Origin of the sequence: Acinetobacter sp. CS-2, assembly GCF_016599715.1 — a bacterium.
Classification (GTDB): domain Bacteria; phylum Pseudomonadota; class Gammaproteobacteria; order Pseudomonadales; family Moraxellaceae; genus Acinetobacter.
The window spans coordinates 2,493,192-2,508,046 of sequence record NZ_CP067019.1 but is presented as its reverse complement, the minus strand read 5'-3'; the positions used below and the strand labels follow the sequence as shown (position 1 = coordinate 2,508,046).

Sequence of the window (14,855 nt, the reverse complement as noted above, 5' to 3'; positions counted from 1 at the left end):
GAGGAGAATTCCTGTGAGCGATATCGAACTACGTATCAAACAAGCGGTTGCAGAACAACTTGGTCTTAAAGCTGAAGAAATCAAAAACGAAGCATCTTTTATGGATGACTTAGGTGCTGACTCTTTGGACTTAGTTGAGCTTGTTATGTCTTTCGAAAATGATTTTGACATCACTATCCCTGATGAAGATTCTAACGAAATCACAACTGTTCAATCAGCTATTGACTATGTTTCTAAGAAACTAGGTTAATTGTTGTTTCAGCTCTGCTGAATATAAAAAAGCCACCTTTAGGTGGCTTTTTTATTTACTCATCAAAATGATAATTACATATCTTTACTGTTGCTGGACCAAAGACAACCTTTCTTTGAATTAATTTTATGTATAAAAAAAGACGCTATTTCAAATTGCATAAATAATAATGATGGAGAAATACAATGGGTCTTTTTGATTTTGTAAAAGGTATTGGTAAAAAAAATACGGCACCAGCAGAACCTCAGCCAGCTCCGGTCGCTTCAACTCCTCCAGCAGAACCTTCTGCACAAGAAATCGCAAACAAGCTTCTGGGGCATATTAAAGCTTTAGGCTTGCCAGTGACCGGTTTATCGGTGAGTTATAACAGCAGCAGCGATCTGGCGACCATTAAAGGGCAGGTACAAAATCAGGCCGACCGCGAAAAAATTGTCCTGGCTGTAGGGAATGTCGATCATGTGGCTAAAGTAGATGACCAAATGACCGTGGTAACACCTGCTCCGGAAAGTAAATTCTATACAGTTAAATCGGGTGATACCTTGTCCAAGATTTCAAAAGAATATTATGGTGACGCCAATCGATACAACAAAATATTTGAGGCTAACCGTCCCTTGTTAAAAGATGCTGATGATATTTTTCCCGGGCAGGTACTGCGTATCCCGACTTAAGTAGAACCTGATAAAAGAGCGCCGAGAGCGCTTTTTTATCGAAGCTTGTGCTGTAATTTCTGTCTGGCAAGTTGTGCTCTACCTAAAAAAAATTTAGGGTCTAAATCATAGTGTTGCGCCAAAATCTGAATCAGTTTTTTTCGGTTGTCTTTATCGAACATATTAAGATCAATATGTGTCATTTTGTATTGCTTGCGAAATTCAGGTTTTAAAATAAAGCCGAGACTACTCACTTTCCACTGTTGTTCTTGGCTGAATGCTTTTGCTGCGAAGGGCTTATATGTGCGATACCTTGAGCTGTGAGAGGAATAAAGCTGGGTCTTTAAAAGCCTGTTGCGCTGTACCAGATTGCTTAACTTTATGCCAAAACTTTGTATGGATATGCTTTGGCGGGTGATGACCAATTTCATATTGATTGCAATCAATGTCAGCATGATGAAGAGTGCCAGCATCAACCAACCCGGCATGGATTGATGCAATAAGTATTGAATCAGGCTACTGAAATCTTTAATCATATTGAAGTTACTGAGCGAGTGCTGCGCTAAAACAATAAATATAGCAGGAATAAAGATTAACCCAATTAAATAACGGGGCAGATAATGGCATTGAAATAGCGGATATTCAGTAGGTATGTCCATTCATCATCACCTTTCAAGCAAAGTAGAGATAGGGCCATGATGGCTATTTTTTTCATAATGACTGCTGTATGGGGAAACAGGTGTTGCATTATGAATGCTATAAATTTTCCTCCAATTAAGTTGTGTTTAAATTCTTAATCCTTGTTTTAGCAAGTTATTTTCTGGTATCTATTTTTGTGTTTATCTATTTTAAGTGTTTGAGTTTTCTTGGGTTTATCTATTTTTGTTGTAGATTTGAGTATGAAAGTAAATCCTGTTATTCAGTGTTTAGAGCCAAATTATTCTTTTGTTTATTTTGCATAAAATTTTACTTTTTCTATGAGCCTTGCAAGCCAAGGTTTCCAAGAATCAGACAGGCTGAATTGATGTGATTTTTCAGGCATAAAACTTGCTGTTTATTTTTTAAATTATTTGAATAAATGGTAAAAAATGAACTATAAAATTCATTTGTGCACAGAAAATTCAGCCGCCGATTTTTTAATTTTTTCTTCCGGTTTGGGCGGGCATGGCAGTTTCTGGCGCCCTCAAATTGATGCATTCACGCGATATTTTCATATTTTGACGTATGATCAGGAGGGCTGTCATGCGGATTCAGCAATTTTGCCTGATGATTACAACATTATCCATCTGGCCCAGCAGTTACTGCAAATTATCAGGCAAGAAAAAATTCGGCATTTTCATTTTGTGGGACATGCAATTGGCAGTTTTATTGGTGCAGAGCTAGCGTTATTGCTCAATTCATCTGAGCTGAGAGTGCTCAGCCTGACCTGTATCAATTGCTGGGACGAACTCGACCCACATACGCAAAAATGCTTTGAAGCACGGACTCTTCTATTAAAGTCAGCGGGTTCTGATGCTTATGTCAGGGCGCAGGGACTGTTTTTATATCCACCGAGCTGGATTTCAAAACATCATCAGCATTTAAAGACTTTGGAGGATATTCAACTCGCGGATTTTCCGCCGCCGCAAAATGTACTCAAGCGAATTCAGGTAGCACAACAATTTAAAATTAATGAGCAGCATATACAGGCCTTGCAACACAGTCAGTTGCATTTGATTGCCAATCAGGATGACTTTTTGGTTCCTGTACACAAGTCGAGTGATTTAAAGCAGCGGCTTGGACATGGATGTTTAAGTATTCTTGCAACTGGAGCCCATGCTTCCACGCAAACCGAGCCTGAATTACTGAATAAAACCATGCTTGAATTTTTGCATAAACACTTTTTGCAAGTAACGTCTTGAGTAAATGAAACTGGCTTGTTAATAAAATTTGCAACGGATTTCTCGATAATTTCTTATCCTCCTAGCTCACCGTGATTGTTTAAAATCACGGGTTTTTTATCCATTTTATTAAAGACAGCTTGAATATAAGGCAAATTGAATTTGACGGTTTTTTCAAACCATGCATTTTTTTGGAGCCATGATGGCTAATAAAGGTGCATTTATTTAACTGTTTATTTTACTATTTGTTAAAATAAAATAATTATAAATATTTGATAATTAATGATTAAAATTATTTGGTATAGCATTTGCTAAATAATTTTTATGAAAAAACAGGTTAATTACCTGAAGTGTATTTATAACCAAATGGGCTTTGTTGCACAAAGATTTGAAATGCAAAGCGCCCCTAATTGAGCCAAATTTAAGGCGTAACTTGGGTAAGTGGTCGACCTAATTCCGTAAATCTGTTAAGGACTGCTACACGTGCATGGATCTCATTCACTTGGCTATCAAAACTCCTTGCACTGAGTTTATCTCCTAATAATTTGATGCAATGCATCTTAGTTTCAACCAAACTTCGCCGATGATAGCCTGACCATTTTTTCCATAGTGTCCTGCCTAAACGTTTAATTGTTCGAAGTAATTCATTTCGCTCTAGCGAGCTACTCTTTGTATCTTTCCATTTTTTCTAGGTGGAATCACCGCATGCGCTTGCCGATCTGCAATGACCTGACGGCATTGCTTGGTGTCATAAGCCCCATCGGTATAAACAGAGTCAATCCGCTCATCTTGTGGAATCTGATTAAGTAAATCACCAAGCACCTGTGAATCACTGACATTATTGGTTGTAAGCTGAACTGCTCGTATTTGTAGGGTTTTAGCATCTATACCAATATGAAGTTTACGCCATTGGCGACGATATTCAGGTCCATGTTTCTTGCGTTTCCATTCGCCCTCACCTAGAAACTTCATGCCTGTAGAGTCCATGAGTAGATGCAGCCCATCGCTACTTTTTTGGTAGCTGATTACAATATCAATATGCTTTTGTCTTCTACAAAGCGTGGTGTACGAATATCACTGATATTCGGGGCTGCTCAGCCGCAAAGTTTAATCAGACTTTGCACAAAGCCAGTAACCATACGTAAAGACAGACGGAATAAGGATTTAATCATTAAGCAGCATTGGATGGCTGCGTCGGAGTAGGTTTGATTTCGCCCTTGTTTGCCTTTTGATGGCGCATACCATTGCGTAGCAGGATCAAACCAAAGGGCAATATTTCCGCGACTCATGAGTGCTCGGTTATATGCGGGCCAATTGGTTGTGCGGTAGATTTTGTGTGTAGGCTTCTTCATTTGAAAATTATATCGCTGAAAAAGCCTTTACAGATAGGTTTGTGCAACAAAGCCTATTCAAAGTAATAGTGGAGTGATTAGTGGTGATGACCAAAACCGCTATCACTTTACTGGGGCAAGCTGGCGTGGGCAGATTTCACCTGCCAGAGGTCAGAAAGTCGATTTTACTGTGGATGGAACCGGTCAGGCCAACGACATTTATGTCCTGAGTTCAGCCTCTACATTTACCAATCAGGTGGGCGAGAAAAACAGGATTGTGGCTGCAGTGTTAGCTTTTTTCCTCGGTGGCTTTGGTATTCATAAATTTTATTTGGCGCAAATTGGCTGGGGCATTGTTTATCTGATTTTCTGCTGGACCTTCATTCCTGCATTTGTCGCTTTCATTGAGTTCATTATTTATTTGTGTACTTCAGATGAAGATTTTGCCCGAAAATATGGTTGATGAATTTCAGATAAGAGCCTATCCAGTATTAATTTCATTCTTTTTTAGCACTTAAAAAAAGAATTTGTTAAAATTATTCAATGAGAAAACCATATCCCAGCGACATTAGTCGAGAAGCCTTTAAAGAAATTGAACCGTTACTATTGAGCGGAAGAAAACAAACACGTCCAAGAGTCGTTGATGTCTATGAAATATTTTGCGCCTTACTCTATATTTTAAAAAGTGGATGCCAATGGAGTATGCTTCCTCGAGACTTCCCAGCTAAAAGCACTGTGCATTATTACTTCTCGATTTGGAATAAAAAACCATCAGAAACTGAACCTAGCATACTTGAGCAAGCTTTAAAAAAATGTGGTTGGCGAGGCCCGTATCAGCAATGGACGGAAAGAACAAACGAGCTTTATCATCATTGATTCACAAAGTGTAAAAAACACAGATACTGCACGTGATAAAGGCTATGACGCTGGTAAAAAAGTTTCAGGCATTAAAAGACATATTATTGTTGATACTCAAGGTCTCCCGCATGGAATATTGGTTACGACAGCAGATAAAACGGATCGCCAAGGTGCATTAGATGCCATAACTATACATAGAGATACCTTACAAAATGTAGAGGTTGTACTTGTTGATGGTGGTTATACAGGCGAACCCTTTTATTTGGCTGTTAAGAATTTAATCAGAGCCCGAGTTGAAGTTGCTAAACGAAGTGAATTACATAAATTTGCAGTCATTCCACAACGCTGGGTTGTGGAAAGATCATTTGCTTGGTTAGAAAAATGCAGAAGGCTCTGGAAAAACTGTGAAAAGCACCTAAATACGAGCCTTCAGTTCATTAATTTAGCCTTTTTAAGGCTACTTTTGCATAGAAAATATTCTGGATAGGTTCTAAGAGAAAAGGGCGATATCACCCTTTTTGATCTGTTTATTTAGCAGGTTGTCCCCACTGATTGTTTTCCCGTTTTGTATCTGAAGCCCACCAGATAATGAGAGGAATAATACCAATAATGGTCAGCACAAGAAGTTGCCACCAACCTGATCGATTTGTGTCATGTAAACGGCGGGCACCTACGGCTAGACTTGGCAGGAATAATGCCAAATTTAATAGTCCATTCAGCATTTTGTCGGTACCGAGTATGGCATCAATCATTTGTACAATAATGCCCAAAATGAAAGAAACCAGCATAAAAAACCAAAATTCCTTACGGCGTGCACGTCCATCAAAGGTGACATAATTTTTCAGACATTTTACAAACCAGTCAATCATATTAAATTGTTCTTCAGATTGATTCTGGTTTGAAATTCTATCCAGTTGTTCAGACAGGTTCTGAACGGTGCTGTTGCGGTTGAGGGCAATATAGATCTGCGAGGCATTACCGGCATTGTCAACCGCAAAATCGACATGTTCACCAGGTGAAGGCGGGCGCTGTCCTCGCCATTCCGCACCAGTAAAATTATAGCGGTTCTGGTCATCACCACTGATAATGCCTGTATTGCTTTGGATTGAAAAATCCAGAATTGTTCCTTTCATTATTAGCCTCTATTTTTGTAGTATGCGTTATAAATTTAGTATCATCATAGCAGAATGGTTTAAAAATTAAACTAATTAATTATTATTAAGTCTATGTATTTATATTGTTTTTTATAATATATTTATCTTTTGATAAAAAATCCCGCTATTGAAGCGGGATCTAGAATCGGATTATTTTGTATCTTTCGGTGGATAAGGATCATTACCATAACTGTTACCGGAACGTATTTGTCCATTTGTACCATGAATTTTTGTGTCAGACCCTTGATTACGAGCAATGCTTTCAGCAATTTTAATTGCTTCAGCTTGGGTAGATGTTACTTTAGTTGCTTTGCTATTGCCGGCACCTTTCACAGCCCATCCATTAGAATGTGGGACGACATGTTGATTTTTACCTTTACTCATTTTTATTCACCATTATTTTTATTCGTATAAAAAAAAGCGGAACCTAATGACTCCGCTTTTTATATTTCTTACCAGCTTAACGCACCGCCGGTCTGATAGTCCGTAACACGCGTCTCGAAGAAATTCTTCTCTTTACGCAAGTCCATCATTTCCGACATCCACTGGAATGGGTTATTCACACCAGCGAATTGTTCAGGCAAACCAAGTTGCGCTAAACGACGGTTACAGATGAACTTCAGGTATTCTTCCATCATCGCAGCATTCATGCCAAGTACACCGCGTGGCATGGTGTCACGTGCGTATTCGATTTCAAGCATGGTGCCTTCAAGAATCATCTGGATGATTTCTTCCTGGAACTCAGTGGTCCATAAACCTGGGTTTTCGATCTTGATCTGGTTGATCATATCGATACCGAAGTTCAGGTGCATAGACTCATCACGTAAAATGTACTGGAATTGCTCGGCAACACCGTTCATCTTGTTACGACGGCCCATAGACAGAATCTGGCTGAAACCACAGTAGAAGAAAATACCTTCAAGAACACAGTAGAACGCGATCAGGTTGCGAAGCAAAATCTGGTCATTTTCAGGTGTGCCAGTTTTGAACGTAGGGTCACTTAAAGACTGGGTATATTTCAGGCCCCAAGCGGCTTTACGCGCAACGGACGGTACTTCGCGGTACATGTTGAAGACTTCGCCTTCATCCATACCTAATGACTCGATACAGTACTGATAAGCGTGAGTATGAATCGCTTCTTCAAATGCTTGACGCAAGATGTACTGACGGCATTCAGGGTTGGTGATGTGACGGTAAATCGCCAGTACCAGGTTGTTTGCAACCAGTGAATCGGCAGTCGAGAAGAAACCAAGTGAACGCATCACGATGGTACGCTCATCTTCAGTTAAGCCATTTTCAGACTTCCAAAGCGCGATGTCGTGGTTCATGTTGACTTCTTGCGGCATCCAGTGGTTGGCACAACCGTCCAGATACTTTTGCCAAGCCCATTCGTATTTGAATGGAACCAGTTGGTTCAGGTCAGCACGACAGTTGATCATGGCTTTATCATCAACCTGTACACGCTGAGCGCCCATTTCAAGCTCTTCCAGACCTGGAGCAACATCAAGGTTCTCTAGGGAAGAAGATGCTCTTGCCAATGAATCGGTTGGATTTGATCCTCGGTTTTGAGTGGCTCTAAGGGGTTGTGCAGTTGCCACATGCGACGGTGCGTTGTGTGCATCAGATACCACCTGTGTATGAGCCGCTTTTTGCGGTTCGACGGGCGCAGACTTGTGTTCAGGTGCAGCCGGTTTTTGCGAATCATCTTCGAAATCGTCCCAACTTAGGATAGACATATCAATTCTCTCTTCGTTGCTTATATCCGTTATCTGACATCTCACAAACGAAGATGTCTACTATACGCTTAAATTGTGTAAGCAAAATTAAGTTTTGCCGATCACTGCTCTAATCTTGTTCGATAGGACAGATATCCTCACGACTTATTTTGCTTACGCTGCTGTTTACGAATGGCTAAAAACGCATAAACCATAGGCGTGTAAAAGAAAATAAAGGCAAACACCAGTACTGCAAGTCCTAACATGTAGTTATGGGTCATATGGAGCATGGTGGTTTATTTCCTTTATTGTTAAATATTAAATCCTCCCCAAACCCCTCCTTTAATAAAGGAGGGGTTTTCCGTGAATTCTTTTGCTTCCACGGAAGTCCCCCTTTGGAAAAGGGGGATTTAGGGGGATTTTGAGAAGAGTTCAATTAATTTAACTCTTCTCGTTAGGCAACTGCCTGAGCAATTGCTTGGATTTCACTTTCTTTAGCTTGGTTAGTATCTGAAGAATGTCCAGCACTGCCACCTAATAAGAAATATATTACTAATAGGCGACAAATAAATTTTTCTGCTTCTTCAAAAACTACACGTACTTTCTTTCTAAAATCTTTTAACTTCTTCGACATGTTCGCTCCTAAAAGGAATCAATCATTACGAAGTAGCAAGAGTGAGTTCTTATGCTAACCACTCATAAGAATCAACCATTGCTAAAGTCGCAATGAAGAGATAAATCTCGGTTGATTCCTAAGTTAGTTAACTTATTGACAAGCCTCACAATCAGGGTTGTCAATTGAACATGCCATTGGCACTGGTGCTGCTTGAGCAAAACCATCTTCTTCAGCTTTCACTTCAGGCGCTACCGCAGCAGTAACAGGTGCTGCAACAGTGGCCGGTTTAACGGCATTCAATGCGCCAGTGTTAATAGTTGATTTCTCGGCAGAAGTTGCACCTAATGCACGGAGGTAATAAGTTGTCTTAAGACCACGTAACCATGCCATTTTGTAAGTCAGGTCAAGTTTCTTACCGTTTGCACCAGAGATGTAAAGGTTAAGCGACTGAGCCTGATCAATCCATTTTTGACGGCGTGATGCAGCATCCACAATCCAGCGTGGCTCAACTTCAAATGCAGTTGCGAAAATCGCTTTAAGCTCTTCAGGAATACGAGAAATCTTTTGTACCGAACCTTCAAAGTGTTTCAGGTCGTTGACCATCACTGAATCCCAAAGACCGCGATCTTTTAACGCACGTACCAGGTACGGGTTGATCACTGTGAATTCACCAGAAAGGTTTGATTTCACATACAGGTTTTGGAAAGTCGGTTCGATCGACTGAGATACGCCACAGATGTTCGAAATAGTCGCAGTAGGTGCAATCGCCATTACGTTCGAGTTACGCATACCGTCTTTTTGAACTTTGGCACGTAAAGTGTCCCAGTCTAAACGTTGTGTACGGTCTACTTCAAACATGCGTTCTGGGCGTGATTTCGCCACGATGTCTAAAGAATCAATAGGAAGGATGCCTTGATCCCAAAGTGATCCTTTAAATGTTTCGTAAGTACCACGTTCAACAGCCAAGTCGCTAGAGGTTTGAATAGCGTAGTAGCTGATTACTTCCATAGATTCGTCAGCGAAATCTACAGCTTCGTCAGAACCATATGCCAGTTTCATTTCATATAAAGCATCTTGGAAGCCCATGATACCCATACCGACTGGACGGTGTTTCAGGTTTGAATTTTTCGCTTGCGGAACCGCGTAGTAGTTGATGTCAATCACGTTATCGAGCATACGAACCGCGGTTTTTACAGTGCGCGCCAATTTTTCACGGTCTAATACACCACCTTGAACGTGCTGTACCAGGTTGATTGAACCCAGGTTACATACCGCGATTTCATCCTGGTTGGTGTTCAGAGTGATCTCAGTACATAAGTTTGATGAATGCACTACGCCCACGTGTTGCTGTGGTGAACGCAAGTTACATACGTCTTTGAATGTGATCCAAGGGTGACCTGTTTCAAACAGCATAGAAAGCATTTTGCGCCACAAGTCTTTGGCACGCACTTTCTTGTGCAGCATGTCGGTTTCTTTGGCAATGCTTTCGTAATAAGCATAGCGTTCTGCAAATGCTTGACCGGTTAAATCGTGAAGATCTGGTGTTTCAGATGGCGTGAACAATGTCCATTCAGCATCTTCAAATACACGTTGCATGAACAGGTCCGGAACCCAGTTTGCTGTGTTCATGTCATGGGTACGGCGACGGTCATCACCGGTATTCTTACGCAGTTCAAGGAACTCTTCGATATCCAGGTGCCAGGTTTCTAAGTATGCACATACCGCACCTTTACGTTTACCACCCTGGTTTACCGCAACGGCAGTATCGTTGGCCACTTTAAGGAAAGGTACGACACCTTGTGATTTACCGTTGGTGCCTTTGATATATGAGTTCAATGCACGAACAGGTGTCCAGTCATTACCTAAACCGCCAGCCCATTTAGACAGCATGGCATTATCACGCATTGCGCCATAAATGTTGTAAAGATCATCGGCAATCGTGGTTAAGTAGCAGCTCGACAACTGTGGACGTAAAGTACCAGAGTTGAACAGGGTCGGCGTAGAGGCCATGTAGTCGAAGCTAGACAATAAGTTATAGAATTCGATGGCACGCTCTTCACGGTTTTCTTCATTTAACGACAGCCCCATTGAAACGCGCATAAAGAACAATTGCGGTAATTCAAAACGGATGCCATTTGAATGAATGAAGTAACGGTCAAATAAGGTTTGCAGACCTAAGTAGGTGAACTGGTTTGAGCGTTCTGGTTGAATCGCCGCTGCCAGTTTCGCAAGGTTAAAATTCAATAATTCTGGTGACAGAAGATCAAGCTCGATCCCTTTCTTAAGGAAAGTCTCTAAAGCATCGCCTTCATTGGTATCTGTAGATAGGCCCAAGAACTCTAAACCTGTAGCAACCAGATTGTCACGAAGTAAACGTGCAGTCACATAGGTATAATTTGGTTCTTGTTCAATACGGGTACGTGTCGCCATCATCATCGTTGTAGCGATGTCAGATTCTTTTACGCCGTTATAGAGGTTTTTTACGGTTTCATCGACAATGGCTTTAACGTCAATACCTTCCAGGCCTTCAGCTGCTTTTGCCACATGTGCTTCTAGTGCGCCCAGGTCAAGCGGTTTAAGCTGACCATTCGCAGTAGTCACTTGTAAAGTCGGATGGTGATGAGCGCCAGTCTGTTTGCGTGCTTCAGAGCGTTGTTCGCGGTAGATGACATACGCACGTGCAACTTTTTGTTCACCAGTACGCATCAGCGCAAGTTCAACCTGGTCTTGAATTTCTTCAATATGAATTGTGCCGCCTGACGGTAAACGACGGTTAAACGTATTCATCACCATTTCAGTCAGTTGCTCGATACGATCATGAATACGGCTAGAATCTACACTTTGCTGGCCTTCTACAGCCAAAAAAGCTTTACCAATCGCTACAGAAATTTTTTCTGCGTCAAAAGTGGCAACATCACCGGTGCGTTTAATCACCTGAAGTTGACCAGGAGTTGAAGTGATTACGCTCATTTAGCATAGCTCCATTGTCATCTATTTTTATGTTTATGGACCATTTGAACCGGGCAAATTTTATGCCACAGTATTTGAGGAATAAACACAAGACCTAGTGGTTTTAAAATTAATTGAACACAAGATACGGGAAAATTTAGGGTAGATCAATATTGACATTTTGCTAAATATTTTTCTTAGTACATGCATTAATCTCTGTAAAAATATTGCTATTTTTATTGATTTTTCTATAAGCCTTATCAGGCAAGGCATAGCATAACAAAGCTAAAAAAATGTGCTTATAGATAACATTGTGGATAACTTAAAAGAAGCTATCTAACTAGTCAGAAACTGTGCAAACAGACAGACGGTTTAAAAAATAGACATTTTGTCGCTAAATATTTCTATAAATAGCCTGAAAATTACTAAAATATGAAAAATTCAATAAATTCAATGTTTAAAAAAAATATAACAAAATGCTACTTTGATGTATCAGTTTGGTGAACAGCATCTTGTTTACAATGTAAACGTGTGTATATTGCTGAAGATATTAAAGCCTATCCAACGGATTTTTAAGGATAGCTTAATCCATATAAAGGGGCATTTTATGAGCCAAGAAGAAAAGTTACCTAAAATTTTAATTGTTGAAGACGATGAACGTCTTGCGCGTTTGACTCAAGAATACCTTATCCGTAACGGATTGGAAGTTGGGGTAGAACCTGACGGTAATCGTGCAATCCGCCGTATCATCGCTGAACAGCCAGATTTGGTGGTACTTGATGTCATGTTACCGGGTGCGGATGGTTTGACCATTTGTCGTGAAGTACGTCCACATTATCATCAGCCAATTTTAATGCTGACAGCACGTACTGAAGACATGGACCAGGTTTTAGGCCTGGAAATGGGGGCAGATGACTATGTCGCAAAACCGGTTCAACCGCGTGTATTACTTGCCCGTATTCGTGCCTTGCTGCGCCGTACCGACAAGGCTCCTGAAGATGAAGTGGCTCAACGCATAGAATTTGATGATCTGGTAATCGATAATGGTGGACGATCAGTGACCTTGAATGGTGAGCTGGTTGACTTTACCAGCGCGGAATACGACCTGTTATGGTTGTTGGCTTCAAATGCGGGTCGCATTCTTTCCCGTGAAGACATTTTTGAGCGTCTGCGCGGTATTGAATATGACGGTCAGGATCGTTCAATTGACGTACGTATCTCACGTATCCGTCCAAAAATTGGCGATGATCCTGAAAATCCAAAACGTATTAAAACGGTACGCAGTAAAGGTTATCTGTTCGTTAAAGAAACAGGTCTTTAATCTCTGCCCGCTCGCTAATTTTATAGGACAACTACGTGTTTAAACACAGTATATTCTTGCGCATTTATGCAGGATTAGTGATTTTAGTGGCCTTGGTTGCCTTATTTGGCTATCTACTGGTACAAATCATCAATTATCAGCGTGCGCAAGAATATCGTGAGTCGTTGACCGATGGTATTTCTTATATCATTAGTGAAGGGATTGCCCGACAGCCGAATGAACAGCAGAAAAAAGACTGGATTTCTGATGCTTCCGATTTGCTGGAGCTTCCGATCTATTATGTTGATGCGGCTAAGGTGGATTTATCGCGTACCGAGAGAAAACGGATTGAAGAGCGTAAAGCAGCCGTTCGTTATGATGCAGAAAACTCCATTGCTTATATCATTATTGGTCTGAAAGATGATCCTCAGCATTTGCTGTATGTAAAAGTGAATAAAATAGGCGAGCGCCAGATGAAAGCCTTACCTATTTTCATTCTGGATTATCTGGTGTATTACCCTGGGCAAGAAAAAGAGTATCTCGCCAAAATTCAATCGAATTTTTCTTATCCGATTGCCATTGAAAAAGTGCAAAACCTACCGCTTGATTCTGAACAAATCGGCCGGCTTCGCTTGGATCACAGTATTATTTTGTACCGTGACAATGCCTCGGTTCGGGGTACCACCATCTCGATCGTTTCTCCTATGCCCAGCTCACCTTCCGAGGTGCTGGTTTTAGGGCCTGTACCTTTATTTAACTGGATGCCTTTCCAGTTGGCTGCAGGCATTACCTTGCTGAGTCTGTTTGTATTAAGTCTTGGGGTGTATGGATTGCTGGTGCCGATGCAGCGTCGTTTACGTGAAGTGAATTACGCCTTGCATCGCATGAAATCGGGTGACATGACCTTGCGTTTACCAGTCGATGGTACCGATGAAATGGCCAGTCTGGCGACCAATTACAACAGCATGTCCGATCATATTCAGCGTTTGATTGAAGCACAGCGTGAGCTGATGCGTGCAGTTTCGCATGAACTGCGAACACCTGTAGCACGTATCCGTTTTGGTATGGAAATGTTGGCCGAAGAAGATGACTATGAGTATCGCCTACAACAGGTTGAACAGATTGATAAAGATATTGAAGCGCTCAATACCTTGATTGATGAAATCATGACCTATGCAAAACTGGAGCAGGGCACACCTTCTTTAGATTTTGAAAAAATCGTGCTGTTTGAAGTGCTGGATCAGGTGGTGATTGAAACCGAGGCACTTAAAACTCAAAAAGAAATTGAACTCAAAGCACCACCTATTAGTGTGGTGGTCGATGCCGAGCGGCGTTACTTGCATCGTGTAGTACAAAATCTGGTTGGCAATGCGGTTCGCTACTGTGATCATAAAGTGCTTGTCAGTGGTGGTATCAATGACGCGGGGCAGGCTTATGTTCAGGTAGAGGATGATGGTGCCGGTATTCCTGAGGAAGAGCGGCAGCGCATTTTTGAAGCTTTTGCCCGTCTGGATGACAGCCGTACCCGTGCTTCAGGGGGCTATGGTCTAGGTTTGTCCATTGTGAGCCGTATTGCTTACTGGTTTGGTGGGAAAATTGAGGTGGATCAAAGCCCGATTTTAGGCGGGGCTCGTTTCACCATGTCGTGGCCGGTACAGCGGTTTAATAAAGCAAAAAAGAAAACCGGTGTCCTTAAGGCTGATGGTGTCATACAGACAGAATTTTAAAGAATAGGGAACACTAAAAAGCACCGAATGCGGTGCTTTTTAGTCTTATTCATGACTGGTGGCATCTGGTTCAATCAGGCTTTTTCCCTGTTTTAAGCTAGCGAGTGCATCGGCATTAAGATCTAGTAGCAAAGAATTGTTTTTGGGATCTATGGCATAATGGCTAATCAATTTCTGGTCCCCATTTAATGTTTCGACCTTGTATTCATCTGCAACGTTTAAAATAGCTTCGAGATTGGTGGTGGTTGCAGCAAAGTCTTGGCGGAAAAGGTCATAGATATCACGCAGGTCAAAAATGGCATCCTGAGCATCTGGGTGTTTCTCGATGTATCTTTCCACATGATGAACTAACAGTTGTGCAAAGAAGAAATATTCAGATTCATGGGCATATTTTAATGTCATTATAGTTTCTCCTGTCTATTCGCTTT

The 14,855-nt window shown here is 41.2% G+C and carries 15 protein-coding genes and 1 pseudogene; 7 read left to right on the top strand and 9 right to left on the bottom strand.

From position 1 onward, the window contains the following. The first annotated feature begins 13 nt into the window (after positions 1-13). On the top strand, positions 14-250 hold the full coding sequence (gene acpP / locus JFY49_RS12310; protein ID WP_004651013.1) for an acyl carrier protein: 237 nt from the start codon (positions 14-16) through the stop codon (positions 248-250). A 185-nt stretch (positions 251-435) separates the two neighbouring features. Continuing rightward, positions 436-918 carry a peptidoglycan-binding protein LysM gene (gene lysM, locus JFY49_RS12305; protein ID WP_180042496.1) on the top strand — a complete coding sequence of 161 codons (483 nt, stop codon included), beginning with the start codon at positions 436-438 and terminating at the stop codon, positions 916-918. Positions 919-953: 35 nt separating this feature from the next. Here lysM and JFY49_RS12300 read toward each other — a convergent pair whose 3' ends face one another. Further along, a complete protein-coding gene (locus JFY49_RS12300) occupies positions 954-1,556 on the bottom strand; it encodes a hypothetical protein (protein ID WP_200223098.1) in 603 nt (200 codons plus the stop codon). A 429-nt stretch (positions 1,557-1,985) separates the two neighbouring features. On the opposite strand from JFY49_RS12300, the gene rutD reads away from it, so the two are divergent. After that, a complete protein-coding gene (gene rutD / locus JFY49_RS12295) occupies positions 1,986-2,798 on the top strand; it encodes a pyrimidine utilization protein D (RefSeq protein ID WP_180082842.1) in 813 nt (270 codons plus the stop codon). Between the two features lie 400 nt (positions 2,799-3,198). Here the strand turns inward: rutD and JFY49_RS12290 are convergent. Next, a pseudogene (locus tag JFY49_RS12290) lies at positions 3,199-4,129 on the bottom strand (IS5 family transposase). Positions 4,130-4,202: 73 nt separating this feature from the next. On the opposite strand from JFY49_RS12290, the gene JFY49_RS12285 reads away from it, so the two are divergent. Both JFY49_RS12285 and JFY49_RS12280 read left to right on the top strand, forming a co-directional pair. Then, positions 4,203-4,571 carry a TM2 domain-containing protein gene (locus JFY49_RS12285; RefSeq protein WP_227609464.1) on the top strand — a complete coding sequence of 123 codons (369 nt, stop codon included), beginning with the start codon at positions 4,203-4,205 and terminating at the stop codon, positions 4,569-4,571. A gap of 80 nt (positions 4,572-4,651) precedes the next feature. Then, a protein-coding gene (locus JFY49_RS12280; RefSeq protein WP_180082508.1) for an IS5-like element ISAba37 family transposase occupies positions 4,652-5,453 on the top strand; the annotation gives its coding sequence in 2 pieces (ribosomal slippage) (positions 4,652-4,915 and positions 4,917-5,453; 801 coding nt in all). Positions 5,454-5,493: 40 nt separating this feature from the next. Here the strand turns inward: JFY49_RS12280 and JFY49_RS12275 are convergent. The 6 genes from JFY49_RS12275 to JFY49_RS12250 form a co-directional block, all read right to left on the bottom strand. Continuing rightward, positions 5,494-6,099: a DUF805 domain-containing protein gene (locus tag JFY49_RS12275; protein ID WP_180082825.1), complete on the bottom strand. Its 606-nt coding sequence runs from the start codon at positions 6,097-6,099 to the stop codon at positions 5,494-5,496. 171 nt (positions 6,100-6,270) lie between these two features. Further along, positions 6,271-6,504: a DUF2188 domain-containing protein gene (locus JFY49_RS12270; protein ID WP_086196058.1), complete on the bottom strand. Its 234-nt coding sequence runs from the start codon at positions 6,502-6,504 to the stop codon at positions 6,271-6,273. Between the two features lie 68 nt (positions 6,505-6,572). Further along, positions 6,573-7,856: a ribonucleotide-diphosphate reductase subunit beta gene (locus JFY49_RS12265; RefSeq protein ID WP_086196045.1), complete on the bottom strand. Its 1,284-nt coding sequence runs from the start codon at positions 7,854-7,856 to the stop codon at positions 6,573-6,575. Between the two features lie 137 nt (positions 7,857-7,993). Then, positions 7,994-8,125: a preprotein translocase subunit YajC gene (locus tag JFY49_RS12260; protein WP_180042488.1), complete on the bottom strand. Its 132-nt coding sequence runs from the start codon at positions 8,123-8,125 to the stop codon at positions 7,994-7,996. A gap of 164 nt (positions 8,126-8,289) precedes the next feature. Continuing rightward, positions 8,290-8,469 carry a hypothetical protein gene (locus JFY49_RS12255; RefSeq protein ID WP_166167780.1) on the bottom strand — a complete coding sequence of 60 codons (180 nt, stop codon included), beginning with the start codon at positions 8,467-8,469 and terminating at the stop codon, positions 8,290-8,292. A gap of 132 nt (positions 8,470-8,601) precedes the next feature. Continuing rightward, positions 8,602-11,421, bottom strand: coding sequence for a ribonucleoside-diphosphate reductase subunit alpha (locus JFY49_RS12250; RefSeq protein WP_180082523.1), 2,820 nt, complete (start codon positions 11,419-11,421; stop codon positions 8,602-8,604). 586 nt (positions 11,422-12,007) lie between these two features. Here JFY49_RS12250 and bfmR point away from each other — a divergent pair. Both bfmR and bfmS read left to right on the top strand, forming a co-directional pair. Next, positions 12,008-12,721 carry a response regulator transcription factor BfmR gene (bfmR, locus tag JFY49_RS12245; protein ID WP_086196042.1) on the top strand — a complete coding sequence of 238 codons (714 nt, stop codon included), beginning with the start codon at positions 12,008-12,010 and terminating at the stop codon, positions 12,719-12,721. A 35-nt stretch (positions 12,722-12,756) separates the two neighbouring features. After that, complete coding sequence (gene bfmS / locus JFY49_RS12240; protein ID WP_200223097.1) at positions 12,757-14,427, top strand: sensor histidine kinase BfmS; 1,671 nt, start codon at positions 12,757-12,759, stop codon at positions 14,425-14,427. 45 nt (positions 14,428-14,472) lie between these two features. On the opposite strand, the gene JFY49_RS12235 is transcribed toward bfmS, so the two are convergent. Beyond that, the gene (locus JFY49_RS12235) at positions 14,473-14,829 is read right to left on the bottom strand and encodes a hypothetical protein (RefSeq protein ID WP_086196040.1); all 357 of its coding nucleotides are present in this window, start codon (positions 14,827-14,829) and stop codon (positions 14,473-14,475) included. Positions 14,830-14,855: the final 26 nt, after the last annotated feature.